At 34.4% G+C, this 20257-nt stretch carries 22 protein-coding genes and 1 tRNA gene; 15 read left to right on the forward strand and 8 right to left on the reverse strand.

What is annotated here, in order from left to right:
- Window positions 1-122: 122 nt before the first annotated feature.
- Window positions 123-827, reverse strand: coding sequence for a FadR/GntR family transcriptional regulator (locus LVD51_RS14990; RefSeq protein ID WP_236972209.1), 705 nt, complete (start codon window positions 825-827; stop codon window positions 123-125).
- A gap of 612 nt (window positions 828-1439) precedes the next feature.
- On the opposite strand from LVD51_RS14990, the gene LVD51_RS14995 reads away from it, so the two are divergent.
- Window positions 1440-1512: transfer RNA gene (locus tag LVD51_RS14995), tRNA-Met, on the forward strand.
- Window positions 1513-1661: 149 nt separating this feature from the next.
- Here LVD51_RS14995 and LVD51_RS15000 read toward each other — a convergent pair.
- Genes LVD51_RS15000 through LVD51_RS15010 form a run of 3 tightly spaced genes read right to left on the reverse strand, consistent with a single transcriptional unit; the run spans window position 1662 to window position 3816 of the window.
- Window positions 1662-2342, reverse strand: coding sequence for a hypothetical protein (locus tag LVD51_RS15000; protein ID WP_225573249.1), 681 nt, complete (start codon window positions 2340-2342; stop codon window positions 1662-1664).
- Window positions 2335-3321: a hypothetical protein gene (locus tag LVD51_RS15005; RefSeq protein ID WP_225573248.1), complete on the reverse strand. Its 987-nt coding sequence runs from the start codon at window positions 3319-3321 to the stop codon at window positions 2335-2337. Before LVD51_RS15005 ends, LVD51_RS15000 begins: the two co-directional genes overlap by 8 nt.
- Window positions 3322-3816, reverse strand: coding sequence for a Pycsar system effector family protein (locus tag LVD51_RS15010; RefSeq protein ID WP_225573247.1), 495 nt, complete (start codon window positions 3814-3816; stop codon window positions 3322-3324).
- Between the two features lie 423 nt (window positions 3817-4239).
- On the opposite strand from LVD51_RS15010, the gene LVD51_RS15015 reads away from it, so the two are divergent.
- Window positions 4240-5208 (forward strand): IS110 family RNA-guided transposase, encoded by a 969-nt coding sequence (locus tag LVD51_RS15015; protein ID WP_236972210.1) that lies wholly within the window; start codon window positions 4240-4242, stop codon window positions 5206-5208.
- 82 nt (window positions 5209-5290) lie between these two features.
- On the opposite strand, the gene LVD51_RS15020 is transcribed toward LVD51_RS15015, so the two are convergent.
- The 3 genes from LVD51_RS15020 to LVD51_RS15030 all read right to left on the reverse strand — a co-directional run bounded on the left by LVD51_RS15020 (window position 5291) and on the right by LVD51_RS15030 (window position 7200).
- Window positions 5291-5467: a hypothetical protein gene (locus LVD51_RS15020; RefSeq protein ID WP_200799133.1), complete on the reverse strand. Its 177-nt coding sequence runs from the start codon at window positions 5465-5467 to the stop codon at window positions 5291-5293.
- 215 nt (window positions 5468-5682) lie between these two features.
- Window positions 5683-6006 carry a hypothetical protein gene (locus tag LVD51_RS15025; protein ID WP_143159172.1) on the reverse strand — a complete coding sequence of 108 codons (324 nt, stop codon included), beginning with the start codon at window positions 6004-6006 and terminating at the stop codon, window positions 5683-5685.
- 90 nt (window positions 6007-6096) lie between these two features.
- Window positions 6097-7200, reverse strand: coding sequence for a helix-turn-helix domain-containing protein (locus LVD51_RS15030; protein ID WP_225573246.1), 1104 nt, complete (start codon window positions 7198-7200; stop codon window positions 6097-6099).
- Between the two features lie 91 nt (window positions 7201-7291).
- Here LVD51_RS15030 and LVD51_RS15035 point away from each other — a divergent pair, with 91 nt between their 5' ends.
- From LVD51_RS15035 to LVD51_RS15045, 3 genes are all read left to right on the forward strand, one after another.
- Complete coding sequence (locus LVD51_RS15035) at window positions 7292-7972, forward strand: DUF6088 family protein (RefSeq protein WP_225573245.1); 681 nt, start codon at window positions 7292-7294, stop codon at window positions 7970-7972.
- Window positions 7965-8957, forward strand: a complete 993-nt coding sequence (locus tag LVD51_RS15040; protein ID WP_225573244.1) for a nucleotidyl transferase AbiEii/AbiGii toxin family protein — start codon at window positions 7965-7967, stop codon at window positions 8955-8957. The genes LVD51_RS15035 and LVD51_RS15040 overlap by 8 nt, the downstream gene beginning before the upstream one ends.
- Before the next feature lie 61 nt (window positions 8958-9018).
- Window positions 9019-10215, forward strand: coding sequence for a hypothetical protein (locus LVD51_RS15045; RefSeq protein WP_225573243.1), 1197 nt, complete (start codon window positions 9019-9021; stop codon window positions 10213-10215).
- 62 nt (window positions 10216-10277) lie between these two features.
- Here LVD51_RS15045 and LVD51_RS15050 read toward each other — a convergent pair whose 3' ends face one another.
- Window positions 10278-10475 (reverse strand): hypothetical protein, encoded by a 198-nt coding sequence (locus LVD51_RS15050; protein ID WP_228249455.1) that lies wholly within the window; start codon window positions 10473-10475, stop codon window positions 10278-10280.
- Window positions 10476-10875: 400 nt separating this feature from the next.
- Here LVD51_RS15050 and LVD51_RS15055 point away from each other — a divergent pair, with 400 nt between their 5' ends.
- The 10 genes from LVD51_RS15055 (at window position 10876) to LVD51_RS15100 (ending at window position 20208) form a co-directional block, all read left to right on the forward strand.
- On the forward strand, window positions 10876-11220 hold the full coding sequence (locus tag LVD51_RS15055) for a single-stranded DNA-binding protein (protein ID WP_225573242.1): 345 nt from the start codon (window positions 10876-10878) through the stop codon (window positions 11218-11220).
- A 76-nt stretch (window positions 11221-11296) separates the two neighbouring features.
- A complete protein-coding gene (locus LVD51_RS15060; protein WP_225573241.1) occupies window positions 11297-11746 on the forward strand; it encodes a JAB domain-containing protein in 450 nt (149 codons plus the stop codon).
- Between the two features lie 10 nt (window positions 11747-11756).
- On the forward strand, window positions 11757-11954 hold the full coding sequence (locus LVD51_RS15065) for a hypothetical protein (protein ID WP_225573240.1): 198 nt from the start codon (window positions 11757-11759) through the stop codon (window positions 11952-11954).
- A 429-nt stretch (window positions 11955-12383) separates the two neighbouring features.
- A complete protein-coding gene (locus LVD51_RS15070; RefSeq protein WP_225573239.1) occupies window positions 12384-12764 on the forward strand; it encodes a BfmA/BtgA family mobilization protein in 381 nt (126 codons plus the stop codon).
- Between the two features lie 11 nt (window positions 12765-12775).
- Window positions 12776-13807, forward strand: a complete 1032-nt coding sequence (mobB, locus tag LVD51_RS15075) for a MobB family relaxase (protein WP_225573238.1) — start codon at window positions 12776-12778, stop codon at window positions 13805-13807.
- Window positions 13808-13822: 15 nt separating this feature from the next.
- On the forward strand, window positions 13823-15406 hold the full coding sequence (locus tag LVD51_RS15080) for a type IV secretory system conjugative DNA transfer family protein (RefSeq protein WP_225573237.1): 1584 nt from the start codon (window positions 13823-13825) through the stop codon (window positions 15404-15406).
- A 154-nt stretch (window positions 15407-15560) separates the two neighbouring features.
- Window positions 15561-16820: a methyltransferase gene (locus LVD51_RS15085; RefSeq protein WP_225573236.1), complete on the forward strand. Its 1260-nt coding sequence runs from the start codon at window positions 15561-15563 to the stop codon at window positions 16818-16820.
- Window positions 16813-17829 carry a hypothetical protein gene (locus LVD51_RS15090; protein ID WP_225573235.1) on the forward strand — a complete coding sequence of 339 codons (1017 nt, stop codon included), beginning with the start codon at window positions 16813-16815 and terminating at the stop codon, window positions 17827-17829. The genes LVD51_RS15085 and LVD51_RS15090 overlap by 8 nt, the downstream gene beginning before the upstream one ends.
- Window positions 17826-19106 (forward strand): BREX system ATP-binding domain-containing protein, encoded by a 1281-nt coding sequence (locus tag LVD51_RS15095; RefSeq protein ID WP_225573234.1) that lies wholly within the window; start codon window positions 17826-17828, stop codon window positions 19104-19106. The genes LVD51_RS15090 and LVD51_RS15095 overlap by 4 nt, the downstream gene beginning before the upstream one ends.
- 4 nt (window positions 19107-19110) lie before the next feature.
- Complete coding sequence (locus tag LVD51_RS15100) at window positions 19111-20208, forward strand: hypothetical protein (protein ID WP_225573233.1); 1098 nt, start codon at window positions 19111-19113, stop codon at window positions 20206-20208.
- Window positions 20209-20257: the final 49 nt, after the last annotated feature.

The raw sequence follows: 20257 nt of genomic DNA on the forward strand, positions 1-20257 counted from the left end.
TGCTTGACTTGCCGGTCTCGAATGTTTAGATTTTTTAAGGAAAAATAAGAGTTAGCGCCCACCGCTAGCTCTTTTTTTATCGAGTTAGGTATAGTTTTTCATAATCAGGGTTTTATAAATTTTTAATGATTCATTTTTAAGCTAAATTCCAGTACATTTTGCAAGTGTTTTTCCATGGATTGGGAAGCCAATTCAGGTTCTTGATTTACTATTTGCTTCAGGATTTCTTTGTGCTCATTTAAGGCTTTTATGCCTTCTCCAGTACCGCATACTTTCAATCTGTTGTAATTCGTCACAATTTCTGGGGTAATAATCATCATTAATGATTTCAGCACATTGTTCTTACTTGCCTCAGCAATTTTGATATGAAAAAGCAAGTCTTCTTCGACAGCGGGCAAGCCCTGAACGATTTTCGCTTCATAGGCTTTAAGCGCTTTTTTAATCTGTGTAATATCTTCTTCTGTTCTTCTATTGGCAGCTTCTTTCGCCGACTCTTTTTCTAGTAGGACCCTTGTTTTGACCAGTGAATTGAAATCGTGGTGATCTAGTTCAAGTACGTCGGTGATTAAGCCTTCGAGAGCCACTAGGCCTATTCCAGCTACTACGGTACCACTTTGAGGGTGGGTTTTAAGAATTCCATAGAGTTCCAGTTTTCTAATGGCATCTCTTACTTGTGATCTTCCGACTCCAAAGCGTTCAGCTAATTTTCGTTCTGGGGGTAATTTCTGCCCAGGTTCAATATCTCCGTTTTGAATCAATGATCTAATTTGCTCTATGATCTTGTCTACAGGCTTCTCTAATCTTATCTTTTGTAAATTCTCTAGCATCTCTATTAAATTGGTTGACCAATAATTGGTTGACCAAATATACGGGATTAAATTGGTTGACCAAATTTTTTTGAATTTTTTTTGAATTTTATTTCAAATTAGCGGCAAATGTCATTTTTTAATAGTGTTTTTGCATTGTTGGAGTTATTAAAGTTTTGTTTCTATAAGGTAAATAAAATATTGTGTTGTTTTAGTGGTCGATGTTTGGAAATAACAATTTTAATTTTTGTTATTAATAAAAATGTTAAGGTTTGATTGAACATTCTCTACCTCCCGATTCCAATATGATTTTGGAATGGATCTTTAATATATTGGAGTAGTTGTTGTGTATAGGGTAATTCTGTGGTTTGAGTATGTTTTTTGTAGCCTTTGATTGAGTTATGGGGTATTGTATGAGTTGAGGTTATTTGGTGGAATAATGGTTGTGTTGACATAAAAATCAAATATTAGGTCAATGTAATGGCTTATCTCAATTAATTTAAAATAAAATAAAGTGTGGCAAAGGGCTGATTTCTAGGTGGATATTGTGAAATATTAGCTCTATGTGGCGAAATAATTAAACTGTCTTTGATTATCTGCAAAAATTGTCTTATATTTGCAATCCAATAATATCGCGGGGTGGAGCAGTTGGTAGCTCGTCGGGCTCATAACCCGAAGGTCACTGGTTCGAGTCCAGTTCCCGCTACTAGCAAAGACAGGGCTTCACAGAAATGTGAAGCCTTTTTTTATAGACTGGGTACAACATAGGTACAACATTTTAAATTTTTTCTTCAAGAATTTTAATTTGAAGAGAATTGATGTCAATTGTACTTATATCTTATTTTGGTTATAGTTTCAGTTCGAAACTTGTTCTATATTGAGTTGAGGTTTGTATTTCCTAAAAAGTGCCAAATCAAATTTTAATTGTTGCAAGCCATACCCTTTCAAATCATAGATTTTCTTCCGGCAACATTTCTTGTATTTAGGCCCGCCACATAATGGACATTCTTTATTGGGGTGATATTTGATGCCATTAATGGCCGTTTCCAATAAGGAAACAATATTTTTTAAATCAGATAGTCCAAATTCTTCTTGGTAAAATTGTGCGATACCATCAAAGTGGTGCTTGTATTCCCCATTCGCATAACCCCCTGTGGATTCTTTATAATGATAATTGGCAAAAAAAGGATATATAACTTCTCTGTAAAACTCTTCAAAAACGATACCTCTCCCTTTTCTTTTCATTAGCTTATGCGGAATGTCCAAACAACATTCCCCTTTCTTGGAAATATGAAAGTCCCAATCTCTATTGATAATTTGAGTTTTCTCGATTACCATAGGAACGGTATATGGGTATTCAGCTTCGTTTATAAGAATTAGGATTTTAAAGTGCCCCCAGAGCTTATCACTTTTGTCTAAGACACTTATTTTGCCTTCCAGAGCTAAATATCCGGTTTTAGGGCTTTCAACTTTCTCAAAGGCAAAATATTTGTCCAGAAAATTTTCAATATCAGTACTGAGGCCTTTTTTACCCATAGTTGAAGTAAGGTTTACTTTTAGAAGCGATTGGATACAAATCACGGCTATTCCTGTTGGGATCAGGAAAGGTGTTAATTGTCAATACCAAGACACCCATATCATTTTGAACAGCTAGGTTGTTATCTACCAAATAGCGTTCCCAATCAAAGTTGTATTGGTAATATTTTCTTCCATCCTCATAATCGTGTATTTCTTTGCTTCGTTGCTCAAAATACTTGTCCTTTCTAAGTTGTGTTGTCACATTGTGACCTACAACTATGCCACTGTTTTTTGCGTTACTTTGCATTTTAGGTGCAAGACTCGTATGAAGACTGCAAGTAGTAACTTCGCCTGATTCACCAATGCCGGAATAGAACCAATCCACTTGTTTGGAATGACCCAAATCCAATCCTGCTCTTGTATGTATGTCTTGAATACCATTATCTTCAAAAAACTCTTTAAGATCATTTTTCACGAAATAGGATATCATAGAGAAGGACTTTAAGGCATCTTCTACGGCTTTTAGCTTTTCTTTCTTTTTTCCGCCGAAATATACCATTAAACCATCGCCCTGTATGCGATGCACGTAGCCACCGCATAGGTTTACTGCAAATATTGATGCTCGGATGATACTTTCTGTAATCAACCTTACAGTTGCTTTTGTGAAATTGTTGAAGAGTTTAGTGCTTTTCTTAACATCTATGAAGCCGGAAATTATCCAATGTTCTTCAACTAGGTCTGTACCCTTTAAGTGCGCAAAGTCTGGATGACTTCCCAACGGCTGATAATCAAAAGTCTCGGGCACACCCATCCCTTTCGCAAATAATTTCATTTCGTGGGATAGCTCTCGACCTGGAAGTTCGTTTCTCAACGATTTAAGGTATTCACGGTTGCTTTCCAACAAAGGTTCGCTTAATCCGTAGATTTTGTTTGATTTTGTAGGGTCGTTCTCGACCGCTTTTTTAATTACGTTTTTGTAGTCTTCAAATAAGTTCATTTAAGAGGTTATTTTAATTAATATGCAGGTTAAGGGTGTCAATAGCATAAATTGTACGATTAATAGGCGACAAGCCCACTTTAGTTTTTTGAATTTTGATTTCAAGCCTTGTGAAAGAACAAAAACTTGATTTCTCAAATCTTTTACATTCTCTTTTTTATCTTGCTTTTTTGAAAGCTCGAAAAATTCTTTTTTGTCTTTCTGAGCGATACTGGCGAAATAGTATAGCGATTCCACATCTGACTTAGGTGAGAAATAAGGCATACTTGCTAATGCCAGCAGTATGAGGCTGCCAACGCCAAATAGAATAATCGCTGCTAAAAATATTAAGAGCCATATTTCTTTATCAAAGAATTCCTGAATTTGGGTTAATAGCGTAATTGCACCACCTGTGATAAAGGTATTTATGGCAATATAAACTGCTGTTTTGTTGTTAACGCTATCGTAATAATGATCTAGGCGACTCACGGTATATTCCAATCTTTCTTTTTCCATAGAGAGTTAAATTATTAACTAGGCTGAATCCTAAGAACCAGCCTAGTTGATTACTTAATAGTCTTTGCAATGGCTGAAACAGCCGCAACAAAAGTTACCACAGTAAGAATTGTAGAAATAACTTTAGCGTTATTTCCTTTTAAATGTAAACAGGTGTCTTTTTCACAAAGACTCAACCTGTCATCCTATGTTTGTATTGGCTTTGTCAGAGTTTTAAAATTAAGGATTAATTTTAAGGGTTAACCAAAGAAAAGTAAAAGGGTAAAGAATAAGACTGTGGTCTGTCATTTGTCAATAAGACCGTTCGAAATGTTAGTCCCTTTACCCTTTCTATTTAAAACTTGAACAGATCATTAGGCCTGGAGCCTGCATTTAGGATTGATAAGTATCAAGTAGAAAACTTTTCTTATAAAAATAAATGTTATGTGTAAAATTATAGGAATAGACATTAGTAAACAAACTTTTGATGTTGGATTTAATGATGGTTCTAATTGGCATCACTTGGTTTTAGATAACAATGAAAAAGGTTTTAAACGCTTATTGAAGGAGTTAAGTAACAATGATTGGATTGTTATGGAAGCTTCTGGTCCTTACTATCTAAAACTAGCAACTTTCTTGTATGGTAAAGGCTATAATGTTTGTGTTTTAAATCCACTGATTATAAAAAGGTATAGTCAGACACGTTTGATAAGAGCTAAGACTGATAAAAAAGATGCACAAACTATTGCCGAATATGGAGCACAGTACCGCCTAAAGCAATGGAAGCCGGAGCCTACAAATATATCAAAGATAAAACAACTATATACCGTCTTGGAACTGCTAAATAAGGAAGTGCACCAAAGCGAGCGACAGTTAGAGGCTTTGACAGCCACAGGGGTTATGGATAAAGATTTAAAATCTATTTTGCAAGGTATCGTTAGCTACCTGACCTGCAAGCGGAATAAAGTGGAAAAACAAATAGAGGAGATAGCTCAAAGTGTTTATAAGTCAACGCTGGATCGTTTAAAGAGTATTCCCGGTATAGGAACCAAAACAGCAATTATGTTAACGGTTATTACAGGGAACTTTGAAAATTTCGAGACCCATAAACAGCTAATTGCTTATGTTGGTTTTAGTCCAAGGATATACCAGTCAGGAACAAGTGTCAAAGGCAAAGGTCATATTTGTAAAATGGGAAAATCACAAATACGTAAACTAATGTACCTATGCAGCTGGTCGGCAAAAAGATGCAACAAAGATTGTGTGGACATGTACGAGCGACTTCTTGAAAAAGGAAAACCAGAAAGAGTCATTAAAATAGCTCTAGCAAATAAGCTGCTAAAACAAGCATTTTCAATAGCAAAGAATAAAACCTATTATGATGAAAATTTTAATAAAAAGACTTGCTTTTAAACACAGATCATTTTGAAATGAATAATTCATAGTCAAAATTTAAATTTGCCCAAGTTCACAGCATTTGGGTTTCGCTGAAGCGTTACTTACTTTTATCGGTAACACCCTTAAATTTTCCGCCGCTGGTTTTTACATCCATAAATTTTCCTGAGTCGGAATCTCTTTTAACGTAAAGCCCAGTTTTGGGATTAAATACTTGGGAACGGTTTTTAACTGCCCCTTTTCTAGCATTGTCACCATACGGTTTGTTCTTTGCCATAACAGGTTTATTTTGAGTAATTAAACAAATATTTCTTGCCACCATTATGGTAGCGGATTATTACTCTAATTGAAAAGGGAAGATTATGTGTGAGGGACTTGTAAATACCGAAATAAACGGTATATTTGTTTCGCCAAAAACAAAGTCTTTACAGATAATATTCCAATCTTATCTTAAAGTAAATAATAGAGCTGATATCTAGATGTCAGCTTTTTTTATAGTGCTTTTATAAATTCCATATACTTTTTTTCTTTAACAATACTACTCAATATTTCATCGACTGATAAGGCATTGACTCCATTAGTTGAGGCGCATTCCTTTATCACATCGTTTCTTTCCACAAGGCATCCATTTATTGTTTTGCAATAATAAATAGCTGCAAAATCCATAATGTGCAACCCGTTGAACTTTATACTTTCCTTACAAGAGAACTTAAAAAAATCGCCTTCCAGCGAGTATGTTTTTATTTTACCTTCTTCTACCAAGCGTTTCAGACGATTTTGTTCTACATAATCATAACAAGGTGATTCAAGTGCCATTTCAGTTACATAAAAACAATCTGTTGAATTGTCCAATATCCTTAGACTATCCAAGAGAAGCAATAATTCTATGTCACTGAATATATACATCTAGTTTCTCATAAAGTTTTTACCACCAAACCTAGCTTTAATATCTTTTACTGTCATATTTGATAGTTCCGCCGCCCTTGTATGGGAAAGTAAAGATTTACCTTCCCTATTATCGATATTCAATCCTTTTGCCAATAGGCTGAAAAATCGTTTTGGTTTTTCTACACCGCGATACTCGCCAAAAGAGGTTTCATTTTCTCGCCATTGGTCATAGTTCTCTTTCCAAGAGTGATAAGTGTCCCAATTGATAATGCCGAGAGTTAGGGCGCGCATTATAATAGCCCAAATGGATATGCCATAGGCAGATTTAATGCTCTTTAGTTCTTCTAGTGTGATACCGTTTCTTTGATTATTGAAGTGGTCAAACAGGACATCTTCAAAAAGCAACATTGCACCTGCAAAGTGATTGCAAAAACGTTCAATCTTATTGTGGTCGTCAATGTCAAAGTCAAGTATCAGGTGGGCCAACTCGTGCAAAGTTGTAAAGCGCCTTCGTGCAATGTCTGGATTTACAGCGTTGAGTACGATAATTGGTACTTCTCCAGCCCAACCAGAAAAAGCAACAAAGCTATTAGGTTTTTCTACCTCAAATATTTTGATACCCTTGTTTTCCAATAGGTGGATAACATCGTATATAGGGTTTTTTCCAAGTTTCCATTTTTTGCGAATAACCTTGACTGCATCTTCAATATCATCACCATTGGTTATCACAATATCTTCAACTGGATTTTTGAACTTGATTTTATCGTCCATTATGTTTTCAAGCTCAATGATGTTGAAGAAATCATTTGAAATGGTTTCTATGATTTCATTTTCAAAAATTTTGTGTGAGTCTTGCTTTTCCCTATATTCAATATTAGTCATCGAGAATGCAGACTTGTTGGTCGGATTGTATTCTAAGTTTGTGCTTTCAGTATTTATTATATCGAATGGTTTCAAATTTAAAACTTTAGAAAAGCGTATTAAATGATTGGTTTTCATTTCTCGTTTTCCTTCTTCAAACTTTTGGATATATGAAACTGAAAATCCTGTGTAATCAGCAAATTCTTGCTGGGATAGCCCTGCATCTTGCCTTAACTGTTTTATTCTTTTTCCAAGTTCCATTTTTTAAACGTGTTAGTTCAACATTTTTACAAAAATACGAAAAATTTATTACACACACAAAAATGTAAAATTTTATTTAATTGTGTGTTTTTTGAAGAATTTTGTTGGTTTTTTCATTTTAAAATGTCCCAAAAAAAGTATATTTTTGGGACAAATTAAAACAGTGAAGTCTGTAAAAGAAAAAATAAAGAGCGATATCCAACTTGGAAATAAAGGTAAGATAGTGTTGCCATCAGACTTTGAAATAAAGTATGGGGTAGAAAACACGAAAAAATCCTTATTGCGCCTTACCAATGAAGGGTTTTTAGAACGTTTAGCACGTGGTATTTATCTATACCCTGAAAGAGATGAGTTATTGGGTGTACTGTATCCGGATATCGAAACTATCGCAGAAGAAATTGCACTGCGTGATAACGCTCGCATTATTCCGACTGGACTACAAGCTTTGAATTTACTAGGTCTTTCAACACAAGTTCCATTGAATGTGGTTTTTTTAACCGATGGTTCGCCTCGCACCATTAAAATTGGTAAGAGAAAAATAAAATTCAAAAAAGCCAGCCCAAAAAATTTAGCTGCCAAGGGTAGGTTGAGCGGTCTTGCAATACAGGCATTAAAAGAGATTGGAAAAGAAAAAGTAACCAAAGAAGAAATTGCCAAAATTAAAGAACAACTTAAAAAGGAAGAACCGGAATTGTTATATCACGATATGAAGCTTGCTCCATCTTGGATTGCAAACATTTTTGGTGATTTACTGATGTATTATTATGAGTGATTTTTTACAATTTGATAATGATAGAAAGGCATTAATTTTTAGTCAGACTGCTGTTAGAACAGGTCTTCCATCCTATGCGGTAGAAAAAGATTGGTGGGTTACGGAAATTATGAGGATAGTTTTCTCACTTCCCTATGCTGAAGCTTTTGTGTTTAAGGGAGGTACTTCTTTAAGTAAGGGGTATAATTTGATAAGACGTTTTTCCGAAGACATTGATTTAGCGATTGATCGTACATTTTTTGATATGCCTGGTGAATTATCAAGAACCCAAATTAAGAAATTACGAAAGAAGAACTCTAAATTTATTAGTACAGAATTGATTGAGCACTTAACAGAAGAAATCGCAAAGAAAGAACTTCCAATTACCTCTATTGGGGTGGAGCCATATGAAGCATCTGACACTGACCCGTTAAGAATTTATATTACGTATGAACCTCTGACGGAAAAGAACAAATATGTTACTCCGAGAATTTTACTTGAGATAAGCTGTAGATCATTGATAGAGCCTTTTGAAGAAGTGCCCATTAATTCTTTAGTGGATCAGGAATATCCAGATACGACATTTACCAACCCAACATTTCCAGTAAGAACAGTACAACCCCAACGAACATTTTTAGAAAAAGTTTTTTTGCTTCACGAGGAATGGCAAAAGGAAGTAATTAGAGTTGATCGTCTTAGCAGACACTTATATGACTTAGAACGCTTAATGGATACTAAGTTTGGCAAAAAAGCTTTGAATGATAAGGATTTGTATTTTCACATCATTGACCACAGAAGTAAATTCTCAGCTGTGAAAGGAGTAGATTATGAAGATCATCAGCCAAAGGCTATTTGCATTTTACCACCTGACAATGTTATTAAACATTACGAAGACGATTATAATGAGATGAAAGAAAGTATGTTCTCGGGTAATACCCTTTCTTGGAAAGAATTGACGGAAAGGCTTAATAAACTCCAGAAACAAATCCGAGAGTTAAAATGGTGATTTAAATTGTTCGGCAACCAGTCTTTACATCAAATAATTCTTTCCAATTAATTAAAATATAATGACACCATCAGAAAAATATGTAGCAGATTTATGTGAAAAATCTTTTTTACCATTTTGGAGTTTTCCCAACCCTTTAGGCAAGAAGGACAAAGAATTATGCGATGTGCTCGTTGTATGCGGTAGCACAATCCTTTTGATTTCTGTTAAAGATATACAAGTATCTAGCCACAAAGATAAAAGCATCCAATACTCAAGATGGGTTAAAAAGGCTGTGGACGATTCAATTCAACAGCTTTATGGAGCAGAAAGATTCTTGAAAAATGTTGATGACGTAACATTAAAGAATCGGACCACGAAGGTTGCTCTACCAGATAAAAATGAACGAACCATTTATAGAATCGCTATTGCTTTTGGAAGTGATTATGATTTTCCATTGCCTATGGGAATGAATAATAGGGGTTTTGTACACATATTTGATGAACAATCAACAGCTACTATTATCAGTGAACTTGACACAATAACAGATTTTACAAGATATCTAACAGCAAAAGAAAAATTTCTTAGTTCAAATCATATGTTACTTCCAGAGGAAACGGATTTCTTTGCTCTTTATATTCAGACAGGACTTGAGTTCGATTATCCAGTAGATTCAATTGCTGGTTCTGGTGGGCTTTGGGAAAGTTACATTAAGTCAGAAGATTATAGTGATTGGAGAAAAAGAATTGCACCTAGTTTTATTTGGGATTATATGATAAACCAATTACACGCTTATCACATAAAAGATGAAACAAATGATCAGCAAATTCAAGATTTAGAAAATGCAATCCGAATAATAAATCTAGAGGACAGGATAAATAGAACTGAATTAGGTTTAGCTCTTGATGATGCTATTAAAAAAAAGTCAATTGGTAGAATGCTTCTCCCACAGCCAGGTGCCAATCATATGTATGTATTTATGCCTCTAACACAAAAAAATTGGGAAGGGAAAGAGAGAGAATTAGAGTTGAGATGCATTGTCGCTCGATACTTAAACCCATCTGTAATTACAGTTATTGGACTAGCTTTTGGATCCAACGGAAAGGATGAGAGCGTCTATGATATTTGTTACCACTACATTCCTGAGGTTTCTGATGATTTTGTTAAGCACGCTAAAGAGATTCAAAAAGAACTTGGATATTTCAAAAATTCTTTACAATCTAGTAATTCTGATTATTCATTGAAAGATTTTGATGGATTTGGAATTAATAAACAATAGTTTCAGGTTTAGATTTAGCTAATCTGTATTAGTGTACTGTGTTTTAACTAAAAACACTTCCATTATTTAAAATACCGTTCAGCACATTGCCCCTCCATTCCGCGAAAAGCTACATTTCGGCAAAAAAGCTTCCCTAAAAAGTCTTGGACACCATCCACAATTTCTCCTTTCCATTCCGTTGACCCTTCCCGATGCTCTGGGAAGGAACACTGCATTCCCATCCGAAATCGTGAACGAAGTCCGCCCCATCGGAATTCCATTTAATCATTTGGTGCCACTTCCTATGTATTGGTACTTCACAAAAGCCTTTAGGTCTACTCCCGCACCCTCACTGTCCCTCCCTTTTTTTGATAGCAAAATACCAACATTTGGAAGTTGAACGGAATGCATAAGCCAGTCGTGCCTCCTTTTTATAAATCCTTATCAATTCCAAATATTGAAACTGTATCAGCAACAAAAAAAGGTAACAGCGAGGGCGCTATGGGAAGTAAATCTAAAATGAATCTTATGAAATCATACAAAACATCAAAAAGGAAGCGGCACCAAAAAAAACAAAAAAGGAAAACGCTCAAGATATAATAAGTAAATCACTTCAAAAAAATAGAAACGCAAACTGTCTGAATGGTTCAGATAGCATTATTAATCTTTAAATATTTTATTATGAGTACTTTAAAAAATCACGTACAGTTAATCGGAAACGTTGGACAGGAACCAACCATTACCAACCTTGAAAGCGGAAAAAAAGTAGCCCGTTTATCAATCGCCACCAACGAACACTACAAAAACAGCAAAGGCGAAAAGGTACAGTCCACCGACTGGCACACGGTTGTAGCTTGGGGCAAGACTGCCGAGATTATCGAAAATTATGTATGTAAGGGAAAGGAAATAGCCCTAACGGGAAAACTACGAACCCGAAGCTATACCACCGAAGACGGAAACCAGCGCTATGTAACCGAGGTGGAAGCCAATGAAATCCTATTACTAGGAAGCAAAAGCGATAAATAATCCTAAAAAGCAAAGAGGACGTTCCCTTGGAAAGTTTCGCCCTCTTTTAATTATTAACCCTTTAAATAAGCTAATAATGAAAAGCAAAGTTAATGAAATAGCCATAAGTTACAGCGGAAGCACCAAAGCAAATTTACTTCCCAAGATCACCTGTTCCCAAAGTGCGGCAGATTTAGCCTATAGCCATTGGAACAAAGAAACAATCGAACTACACGAAACCTTTAAAATACTATTGCTCAATAATGCCAATAAGGTAAAAGGGATTTATGAGGTTTCCAACGGGGGGATTACCGGCACTTTAGTAGATGTGCGCATCTTATTTGCCGTACTCTTAAAGAGTCTCACTACCGCAGTAATTTTATTACATAACCATCCGAGTGGAACCTTAAAACCAAGTGAAGCGGATAAACGCCTGACCCAAAAAATTAAAAAAGCAGGAGAGTTACTTGATATTAAAGTTCTAGACCATTTGATAATTTCTCCCGATGGCGACTATTACAGTTTTGCAGATAACGGAATCCTTTAAAATCACGCTTATGATTTATCTAAATTTCACCGACTTGAGCGAGGAGACTCAAAACCGACTTTTGGAAAATTCTAAAAAAGATGTAGAACAAAAATTTGGGGAGGACATCCGCAAATACGTAAAGGAAAATTATACCAGTTTTGAAACGATGATTGAAGAAGAAGCCATACGGAATTTATATTCTTATACGTTTGTATTCAACATTTGAATTTTAAAAATTACGAATAAAACACCGCTATATTGTAGCGGTGTTTTTTTGTTGGATTAGTTCTAGTTCCATAAAAATTATTATCTTTAGTTTGCTGAAATTCAGCATTCAATTTTACGTAGGGTTATCCTTTTTTTGACTTTCGCCGATAATCCTGCCCATCGAAAAATTACATAACAGGAAATTATTTTCCTCAAAATGGCAATTGGATTTTGATCCAAATTGTACGGAATTTTGTTCGCCCCAGGCGAACGAAAAGGAGTAGCAAGAGGGTAACACGCGATGCGATGTTTAGTACTTCTTTTTGCTTTTAAGATATTGGTAATCAGTATTTTGAAAAATTGGAAAATTCCTTGCTTCCTACAATTTGCGACAAATGCCCTGCAAACGCCTATTTTTAGGGAATAATTTGCGACAAATCGGCGAATTATGGACTCATTTATCGGTATCAGGTTTAAAAAAGAAACGGCAAAACGTTTTCAGGAATTTTCAAGAACACACTTCAAATCACACACCGAAGCATTGGAGACAATGCTCGACTTTTTCTTCTACAACGAGATCTCCCCAAAAGAAAAACTAGGGCCTACCGGAAGAACCATAGAAGCGAAACTTTTAAAAAGGATTAATGCTGTTATCGCCATAATGCGAGATGTGGAAAAGACACAAACCAAACCCACTGTAGCAATGATTCAATCGCTGTTTGAAATAGAAGAACCCAAAAAGAAACCCTTGATTGTGGAAAAGAAATATGCCAAAGAACAACCTAAAGTAAGGTTTCAGGAAAAGCAAAATCATCATAACGAACACTAAATTTTTGAGCTATGTACATCACGATCACACCTCAAAAACTGGGAGGGAATTATTCACAAAGTTCAGGTGATTTTGTGGGTTACCTGGAAAAAGAAAACGAAGGCTTAGAGCCTTCTGAAATGGAAGATTTTTTTAATCAATATGATGATCAAATTTCCGCGGAAGAAGTGTTAAAGGATATCGATGGTAACGGTGCGAAACTCAAAAAGACCGAACCCAAATTTTATTCCATTACGGTCAGCCCTTCTAAATATGAATTAAAACGGTTACAGAACAGCAGCGAAGATTTAAAAAGATACACCCGTGAGCTGATGAAGGATTATGTAGCCTCCTTTAACCGTGAAATCAATGGACTACCTATTCGTATTGAAGATATTAAGTATTACGCAAAAATAGAACACCAGCGTACCTTCAAAGGCACAGATTGGCAGATTAAAGAAAACCAGCCCTATGCCACTCAAATCCTTCAGCTTAAAAATGAGATCCGGCACTTGAAAACACAGGGTAGGGAGGGGGAAATTAAATCCCTACAACGAAAGATCTCCAAATTGGAAAGGGAAGCGCCCCATCAGCAGGATGGAAAGCGTATCGTTCAGGGAATGCCAAAATCCGGAAACCAAAGCCATATCCATATCATTGTAAGCCGAAAGGATGCCTCCAATACCTTTAGCCTTTCCCCGGGGAGCAAGCATAAGGCATCGGAAGTCGAGATGCACGGGAAGACTGTAAAACGAGGCTTTGACCGTGACCAATTTTTTGAGCGTGCGGAAAAGACCTTTGATAGGATTTTTGGTTACCAACGAAACTTTACCGAGACCTATAAAGCAAGAAAGGATTTCGTCAAGAACCCGAAAGTCTATTTTGCATCGCTGATGAAACTGCCAACCAATGAAAAAGCGATTGCCTTTAAAATGATGAGAGAAAGTGGTGCTCCAATGCAGCCCAGCATTCCGGTTTCTCAGGCGCAATTGGCAATGAAAGTTTTTAACCGTCTACACCGGGGCGTGGAAGTAGCCATCAAATCAAGTTCCATTGGTATTTAATTTAATTCTAATAGTATGTATGTAGATCATCTCTTTACCGTTCTTTCCATCATTGGTCTAACCAGTGCTTTGTTTTATGGTGGGTATCAACTTTCCAACTATGCATTCCTAATAAACAACCTGTTATTGTTTGTATTGGCTTATTTTTTACAAACATCCAATAATTTGATTTTAGTATTGTTGAAAATTGTCTGTCCGCTTTTGCTAATCAATACGGCATTGTACGTTTTCTTACATAAAAGGAAAAACTCAAAAAATAGTGACCATAGGTATCAAGTGGATTTTGCCACGAGCAACGGAAATTTCAAACTGGACAATATTAAACGTGGGGCATCCATCATCGGTTCTGCGGGAAGCGGAAAAACCGAAAGTGTGGTCTATGGATTCCTAAAACATTTCCAAAAAGAAGGTTTTTGTGGAATTATTCACGATTATAAGGATTTTGAACTGACGGAAATGGCGTATCCACTTTTTAAGGATGGGGATATTCCGTTTAAGGTGATTTCCTTTGATAAAATAATCCATCGGGTTAATCCCATTGCTCCACGCTATTTAGAGAATGAGGAAAGTGTGAATGAGGTTTCACGGGTACTTATCGAGAACCTATTGGAGCAAAGGGAAGCTGGCACCACCGGAACTACTAAATTTTTCAATGATGCTGCGGAAGGATTAATTGGTGGACTCATTTGGAAACTGAAAACGACCTATCCCCAATTCTGTACCCTTCCACATTTAATTTCTATTTATCAATATCTGGACACCGACAGCCTGATACAGTTTTTGGAAACAAATACCACCTCACGGGCTATGGCAGATGCATTTATTAGTGGTAAGGATTCGGAACGGCAGACCGCTGGGGTAAAAAGTACCTTGGCCAATGCACTCAAGCGTATCAGTACGCAACGGATCTTTATGGCGTTGTCGGCAGATGAAGTGCCGCTTAATATCAATAGTAAAGAAAATCCTGCGGTAATTTCAATCGTCAATAATCCCAAGTTTGAAAGCTCGTATTCTCCGGTGATTGCTACCATTGTCCATACCATTACCAAACAAATGAGCGTACGGAATTCCAACCCTTCATTCCTGTTAATGGAAGAAGCGCCGACTATTCGATTATTGAATATGCATCGTATTCCGGCAACATTGCGGAGCTATAATATTTCTACGGTCTATGTGATGCAGGATAAGATCCAGAACGATATGATGTATGGAGATAAGGCAAGCAAGGCGATATTGAGCAATCTTTCCTATCAGTTTTTTGGAAAGGTCAACGACCCGGACACCGCAAAATATTATGAACGTTTTTTTGAAATCATTAAAGACCCGACTAAAAGTATAAGCCGTGGCCATAACCTCGATTTTGATACCCGTATAACCACAGGGGAAAAGGAAATTCCAAAAATCAGGGCGGATGTTTTCTTTCGTTTAAAGCAGGGGGAGTTTATTACTTATGCAGATGGGACTGACAAAAAAGTGCAGTTTAAATTAGCAAAGATTCAAAGGGGTTTACCAGAGAATTTAAAGCAGTTTTCTCAAACTGATCTGGAGACTAATTTTGAGCGGATTTATGAGGAGGCAAGATCGATTTTCAACTGTTAATATTACTAGAATCCAAATTATTAAACCTTTACCTATCTGAAAATTGATTAAATAAACTGATAATAAGCAAAAAGTGTGGAATTAGTTAAATATATTTGTGAATTCAAATAAAATTTGTATATGCGATTTTATCTTTGAAAACTAATTTAACTAGATGGATCTTAAAGAATTACATAAAAATATTGGAACTGCAAAGGATAATAGGAATAATCCAATACACGATTGGTATAGATTTACGGCAGGATTTTCATATAAATTAGTTCAGAAAATAATAGAATTGGAAGAACTAGGAGATAAAGACTGTATATATGAATGTTTTGCAGGGTGTGGGACAACATTAGTTTCTGCTCAGAAAAATGGTATTCCTGCTGTAGGTAATGAAGGTCAAGAATTATTATACAATGTAATAAAAGCAAAATTGGATTGGTCTGTAAACATAAATTCCTTGAAGCAGTTTATGTTGAAAATAGAGTTGTCTATAGAAAATGGAACCTACGAAAAGCCTTACCACCAACTGCTTAAAACGCTTTACACAGATAGCAACTTATTTCAATTATATTATATTAGAGATTTCATTACTGATAGTAAACTGGAAAATAATTGTAAAGTTTTTTTAAACTTAGCATTAACCCAAACATTACATAAAGTAAGTATTCATCCTATTGCAATCCCTTATATATCAAGAAGTAAAATGTTAAGTGGTAATCTTACTGCTTATGATACTTTCAAAAATACTGTTTTTAAAATGATAGAGGATTTAGCAACAGTAGATGGGATGAGTAATTGTACGAATATTTATAGACACGACTCTCGCAAGAGAAATGAAAAAATTGAAACTGATAGCTGTTCAATATCAATTACTTCTCCGCCGTATTTAAATAATTTAGATTATGGAGAGGTTTCTAAGGTTTGTTCTCATTTTTTCGGTTATACCAATGACTGGAATGAAATTACTGAAAAGGTTAGAAAGGAATTGGTGACAGGCGCTACAACACATTACAAAGAATCCGAATTCGATTTGGAACAGTGGAAAAGTAGTGATTTTTATATTAAAAATAAAAGTATCATTGATAAACTATTACCCGATATTAAAAAAATTGAAGAAATTAGTAAAACTAGAAAGGGAAGGAAAAGTTTTCATATCCTTGCCTTGTATTACTTTCAAGATATGTACAAAGTATTTTTAGAAATGCGACGAGTTTTGAAAGAAGGTAGTAAGGCATATTTGGTTTTAGGAGATTCGGCACCATACGGTATTTTTATAGATACAACTAAAATTTTGGGAGAAATTGCTAAGAATTGCGGTTTTAAAGGTTATGAAATAATTAAAATTAGAGAAAGAGGCACTAAGTGGCAGTCACTTACTTATAGACATAATATTAAATTGTCAGAAAACATATTGATACTTGATTAAAAGATTACCTAATATTAGCTTATTTCCCGAGGAAGTTTTACCATTTCTTACTGATAAAGAAGTATATCAGTATTATAATAAAGGATGGTCATTTTCAAATATCTACTATTTAAAACCCATAAGGGATATTTATCTTATAATAAAAAAAAATAAAACTGAAGATTTAAATAATAAGTTTATAAGGTATGAATATCTTAAAATAACTAAAGATCTAAGCAAAGAATGGTCTGAAAGAAAAATATTAGAATATGTCAATGCAATAAAAAATTTTGGACTCATTGATGGAAATTATAAAGTCCAGAAAAATATTTTCATTAATTCTGCTTTAGGAAATGAATTATCCGATGAAGATTTGCAAGATTTCAAAGACATATTTTTTGAGTTTTTTAGGTTTAAAGAGATAGCCACTTGGTATCTAATTTCCGATTCTAAAAAACAATTAGATATTAATGAGGTAACTATTCCGGACTTAATAGAAAAGTCCCGTCTTATGTATGCTATAAAGGAAGATAAATTTTTTAATAAATTCTTATTCTCTCTAGAGGATGTGTCGAAAGTATATGTGATTCCTCCAAAAGACTCTCATCTAATGCGGTTTATTGAAGTTTTTTATAAATGGGGTACAACACTTAACTTCATTGAAAAATTTAATCTAAATTCAGTAAATATTAAAACTTTTGAAAATAGAGAAATCACTTGTACTTACTTTATAAGGCCTTTCAAGAATTTCGATTTAATGAAGTTTATTCAAAAGCATTTCCAGTATCAAAGACAAATTTCTTTACCAGAACTAATTTTTAGTATATGTCAAAATTTTCACTATGCAGTAGATGAGATAAAATCTTTTCTAATTAATGAAATTCAATTCAATGATAAATTTACTTATGAAAGAACGTCAGCGGTATTTATCGTTAAAGGCAAGAATAAAAGTGAACAAATAAAATCGGCTACATATCTATATCCATTAATAGATAATAGTTATGTGTCACATATTATAGTAAGAAAATGAGTATAGACGTAAATAAAATTTTGAAAGATAGAGCTCAACAGTCTCAAAAAGACCGTTATTCTAAGTTCGGACTTAAATCCAATCCCTTTCCTAAATCTGGAACTGCAAATATCAACGAATCATCTGATCAAACAGTCGCACTTGCTCCAATAGATGAAAAAGTACATAAAGAAATTGTTAATTATATTGCTGATTCGCTATATGCAAGTTCTAAAAAAGATCAAAAATTAATTGGAACGATAACGGGAGATTATGGTACAGGGAAAACTCAATTATTATTATATGCAAAATCAATAATTCAGAACGAAAGTAAAAAAGCTTTTGCTATTTACATTAATAATCCTGGAACAAATTTACCGCAACTTATAGGATCTATAATTGAAAAAATCGGGCAGGAGCAATTTAAAAAATATCTTTGGACTCAGGTTCTTGATGAAATTAAAAAACCAAAGAATACATATAAAGCTGATCTTGAAAAGTTCCTCGCAAGTCCTCAAGGTGATATGTTCGGAAAATCTAATGATCCATTTTCTATTGAAAATGAAGCTAACCATAAAGCTTTTTTGGATGCATTTATCAAGCAAATAAATAGCAGGTCGAAGAGGGCTGAATTGAATAATACATTAAAACATATAATTCTAAGTATACTAGAAGAAAGGAATCAAGATGCGGTTATAGCCGATTACTTCTATAATTTAATCTCTGAAGATTTCGGTATAAGTAAAACTTGGGAAACGATAACATCAGGGAGTGGTAAATACCTAAACAACAAAGTAGTTAAATTACTTAATGCAATCATTGATATTGTACAGGAGCAGGGTTTTGAAAGATTTTATTTATTAGTTGATGAATTTGAAGATATTACCTCAGGGCGTTTAACAAAAAAAGAGAGTGATACTTATGCATACAATCTAAGAGCTTTAATTGATAAGGAAAGAAGGTGGTGTCTTTTAATCGCTTTGACCCGTACAGCCTTAGAGGATATCCAAAAAATTTCACCTCCTCTTGCTGATCGTCTTACTGATCGGGAGATTAATATAGAAAGATTATCTACTGCACAAATGAAAATTTTAGTATTAAACTATCTTAACTTAAGTAGAGAAAATAGTGATTCGCTCACTCCTTTTACTGAAGAAGCAATTCAAATGGTGAATAAGATTACAGGAGAATTGCCAAGATTAGCTCTTCGAAAACTTTACTTTTTATTAGAAAGAGCAGCTGACTCTGAATCTATTAACGAGATAGATGTGAAATTTGTAGAAGCTAATCTTCAGTAATATTATGTCAAACCAACCTTATGTAGATCCAGTTTTCAAAATTAAAATTGCGGTAGATACTCAATTATTAGCATACCTAATAGATGATAGTTATCCGAGTTTTACGAGATTTTTTAAAAACCTTACTAACTCTCCTTTTGTAGATATTGTGTGTTCAAGATTTGTCACTTATGAATATATTGGAATTAGGAAGTTAGAACACTATCTGAGAACACTCTATAAATCCACAAAAGGGAATATGAATTTTAGTTCTGCTCTTAAATATCGCAATGAATTTAAGGCTCCAGAACTAGACTATTCGGAATGCTACTCTGATATCAAAAATACTATTGAGGAAGAATTGAAAAAGCTCAATGATGATTTCGAGATTATTTATGATGAAAACATTTTACATCAAGCACTTTGGCTTCCACATCAAGATTTAGTGTTGTCATCACGTCTTTCTAAAGAAGATAGCTTAGTTCTACTGTCCAGTGTTTATCCACAAGAATTTTTAAAAGAGGAACATACTATTTTTCTGACTAACGATGACCAATTTTATAAAGCTTTTTGTGGAGGTGGAAATTATAGAATGTCCTCAATTGATGATGTCTTTCAAGATAATGATTTAACACTCCCAGAAACTTCAAATATTAAAAAAATCAAAAGCCCAAGTGGAGCTACTACACATAATCTAACAGGAGATATTGAAGACGATGTTATCGATGATTTTGCCCAAGATTTTATTTTTAATGAAATAGCAAAAAAGAATAAAAAATTACTGCTAGGTACTACGATACGTTGTGAATGTAGTGAAGTACTTAAGAAAAAATTATTATGCTTTGATTTAGCTGATGATGTTGAACTTCCAGAAGAAATATATTCGGTAATATTATATAGAACCGATTCTGCTATAAATATTTATATTCATCATACAGCTTTAACTAATTTTCATCAAGGAGATAAGATTAACGACTTCCCATATAAGGCAACAGAAGACCCGAAATCTAAACAAATAACATTAAAACTATCAAATGAAGAGGGAAGTGATTTGAAAGAAAGTTTAATGGATGAAATAACTAAAAAAGACAATTTAGTCTTCATACATCCAGATAACATTTGATAATACTGCTTGTTAGGATACTATATTGTAATAGTGAAAATTTTGCAAG

It is taken from the genome of Membranihabitans marinus (genome assembly GCF_021729155.1).
GTDB classification, from domain to species: domain Bacteria; phylum Bacteroidota; class Bacteroidia; order Chitinophagales; family Saprospiraceae; genus Membranihabitans; species Membranihabitans marinus.

Coding starts and splice junctions, on each gene's coding strand:
- LVD51_RS15085 (WP_225573236.1), top strand. CDS start 15,561: ATGGATCTTAAAGAATTACATAAAAATATTGGAACTGCAAAGGATAAT.
- LVD51_RS15100 (WP_225573233.1), top strand. CDS start 19,111: ATGTCAAACCAACCTTATGTAGATCCAGTTTTCAAAATTAAAATTGCG.
- LVD51_RS15060 (WP_225573241.1), top strand. CDS start 11,297: ATGAAAAGCAAAGTTAATGAAATAGCCATAAGTTACAGCGGAAGCACC.
- LVD51_RS15020 (WP_200799133.1), bottom strand. CDS start 5,467: ATGGCAAAGAACAAACCGTATGGTGACAATGCTAGAAAAGGGGCAGTT.
- LVD51_RS15055 (WP_225573242.1), top strand. CDS start 10,876: ATGAGTACTTTAAAAAATCACGTACAGTTAATCGGAAACGTTGGACAG.
- LVD51_RS15025 (WP_143159172.1), bottom strand. CDS start 6,006: ATGGCACTTGAATCACCTTGTTATGATTATGTAGAACAAAATCGTCTG.
- LVD51_RS15065 (WP_225573240.1), top strand. CDS start 11,757: ATGATTTATCTAAATTTCACCGACTTGAGCGAGGAGACTCAAAACCGA.
- LVD51_RS15080 (WP_225573237.1), top strand. CDS start 13,823: ATGTATGTAGATCATCTCTTTACCGTTCTTTCCATCATTGGTCTAACC.
- LVD51_RS14990 (WP_236972209.1), bottom strand. CDS start 827: ATGCTAGAGAATTTACAAAAGATAAGATTAGAGAAGCCTGTAGACAAG.
- mobB (WP_225573238.1), top strand. CDS start 12,776: ATGTACATCACGATCACACCTCAAAAACTGGGAGGGAATTATTCACAA.
- LVD51_RS15000 (WP_225573249.1), bottom strand. CDS start 2,342: ATGGGTAAAAAAGGCCTCAGTACTGATATTGAAAATTTTCTGGACAAA.
- LVD51_RS15010 (WP_225573247.1), bottom strand. CDS start 3,816: ATGGAAAAAGAAAGATTGGAATATACCGTGAGTCGCCTAGATCATTAT.
- LVD51_RS15095 (WP_225573234.1), top strand. CDS start 17,826: ATGAGTATAGACGTAAATAAAATTTTGAAAGATAGAGCTCAACAGTCT.
- LVD51_RS15040 (WP_225573244.1), top strand. CDS start 7,965: ATGAGTGATTTTTTACAATTTGATAATGATAGAAAGGCATTAATTTTT.
- LVD51_RS15030 (WP_225573246.1), bottom strand. CDS start 7,200: ATGGAACTTGGAAAAAGAATAAAACAGTTAAGGCAAGATGCAGGGCTA.
- LVD51_RS15015 (WP_236972210.1), top strand. CDS start 4,240: ATGTGTAAAATTATAGGAATAGACATTAGTAAACAAACTTTTGATGTT.
- LVD51_RS15005 (WP_225573248.1), bottom strand. CDS start 3,321: ATGAACTTATTTGAAGACTACAAAAACGTAATTAAAAAAGCGGTCGAG.
- LVD51_RS15045 (WP_225573243.1), top strand. CDS start 9,019: ATGACACCATCAGAAAAATATGTAGCAGATTTATGTGAAAAATCTTTT.
- LVD51_RS15070 (WP_225573239.1), top strand. CDS start 12,384: ATGGACTCATTTATCGGTATCAGGTTTAAAAAAGAAACGGCAAAACGT.
- LVD51_RS15050 (WP_228249455.1), bottom strand. CDS start 10,475: ATGGAATTCCGATGGGGCGGACTTCGTTCACGATTTCGGATGGGAATG.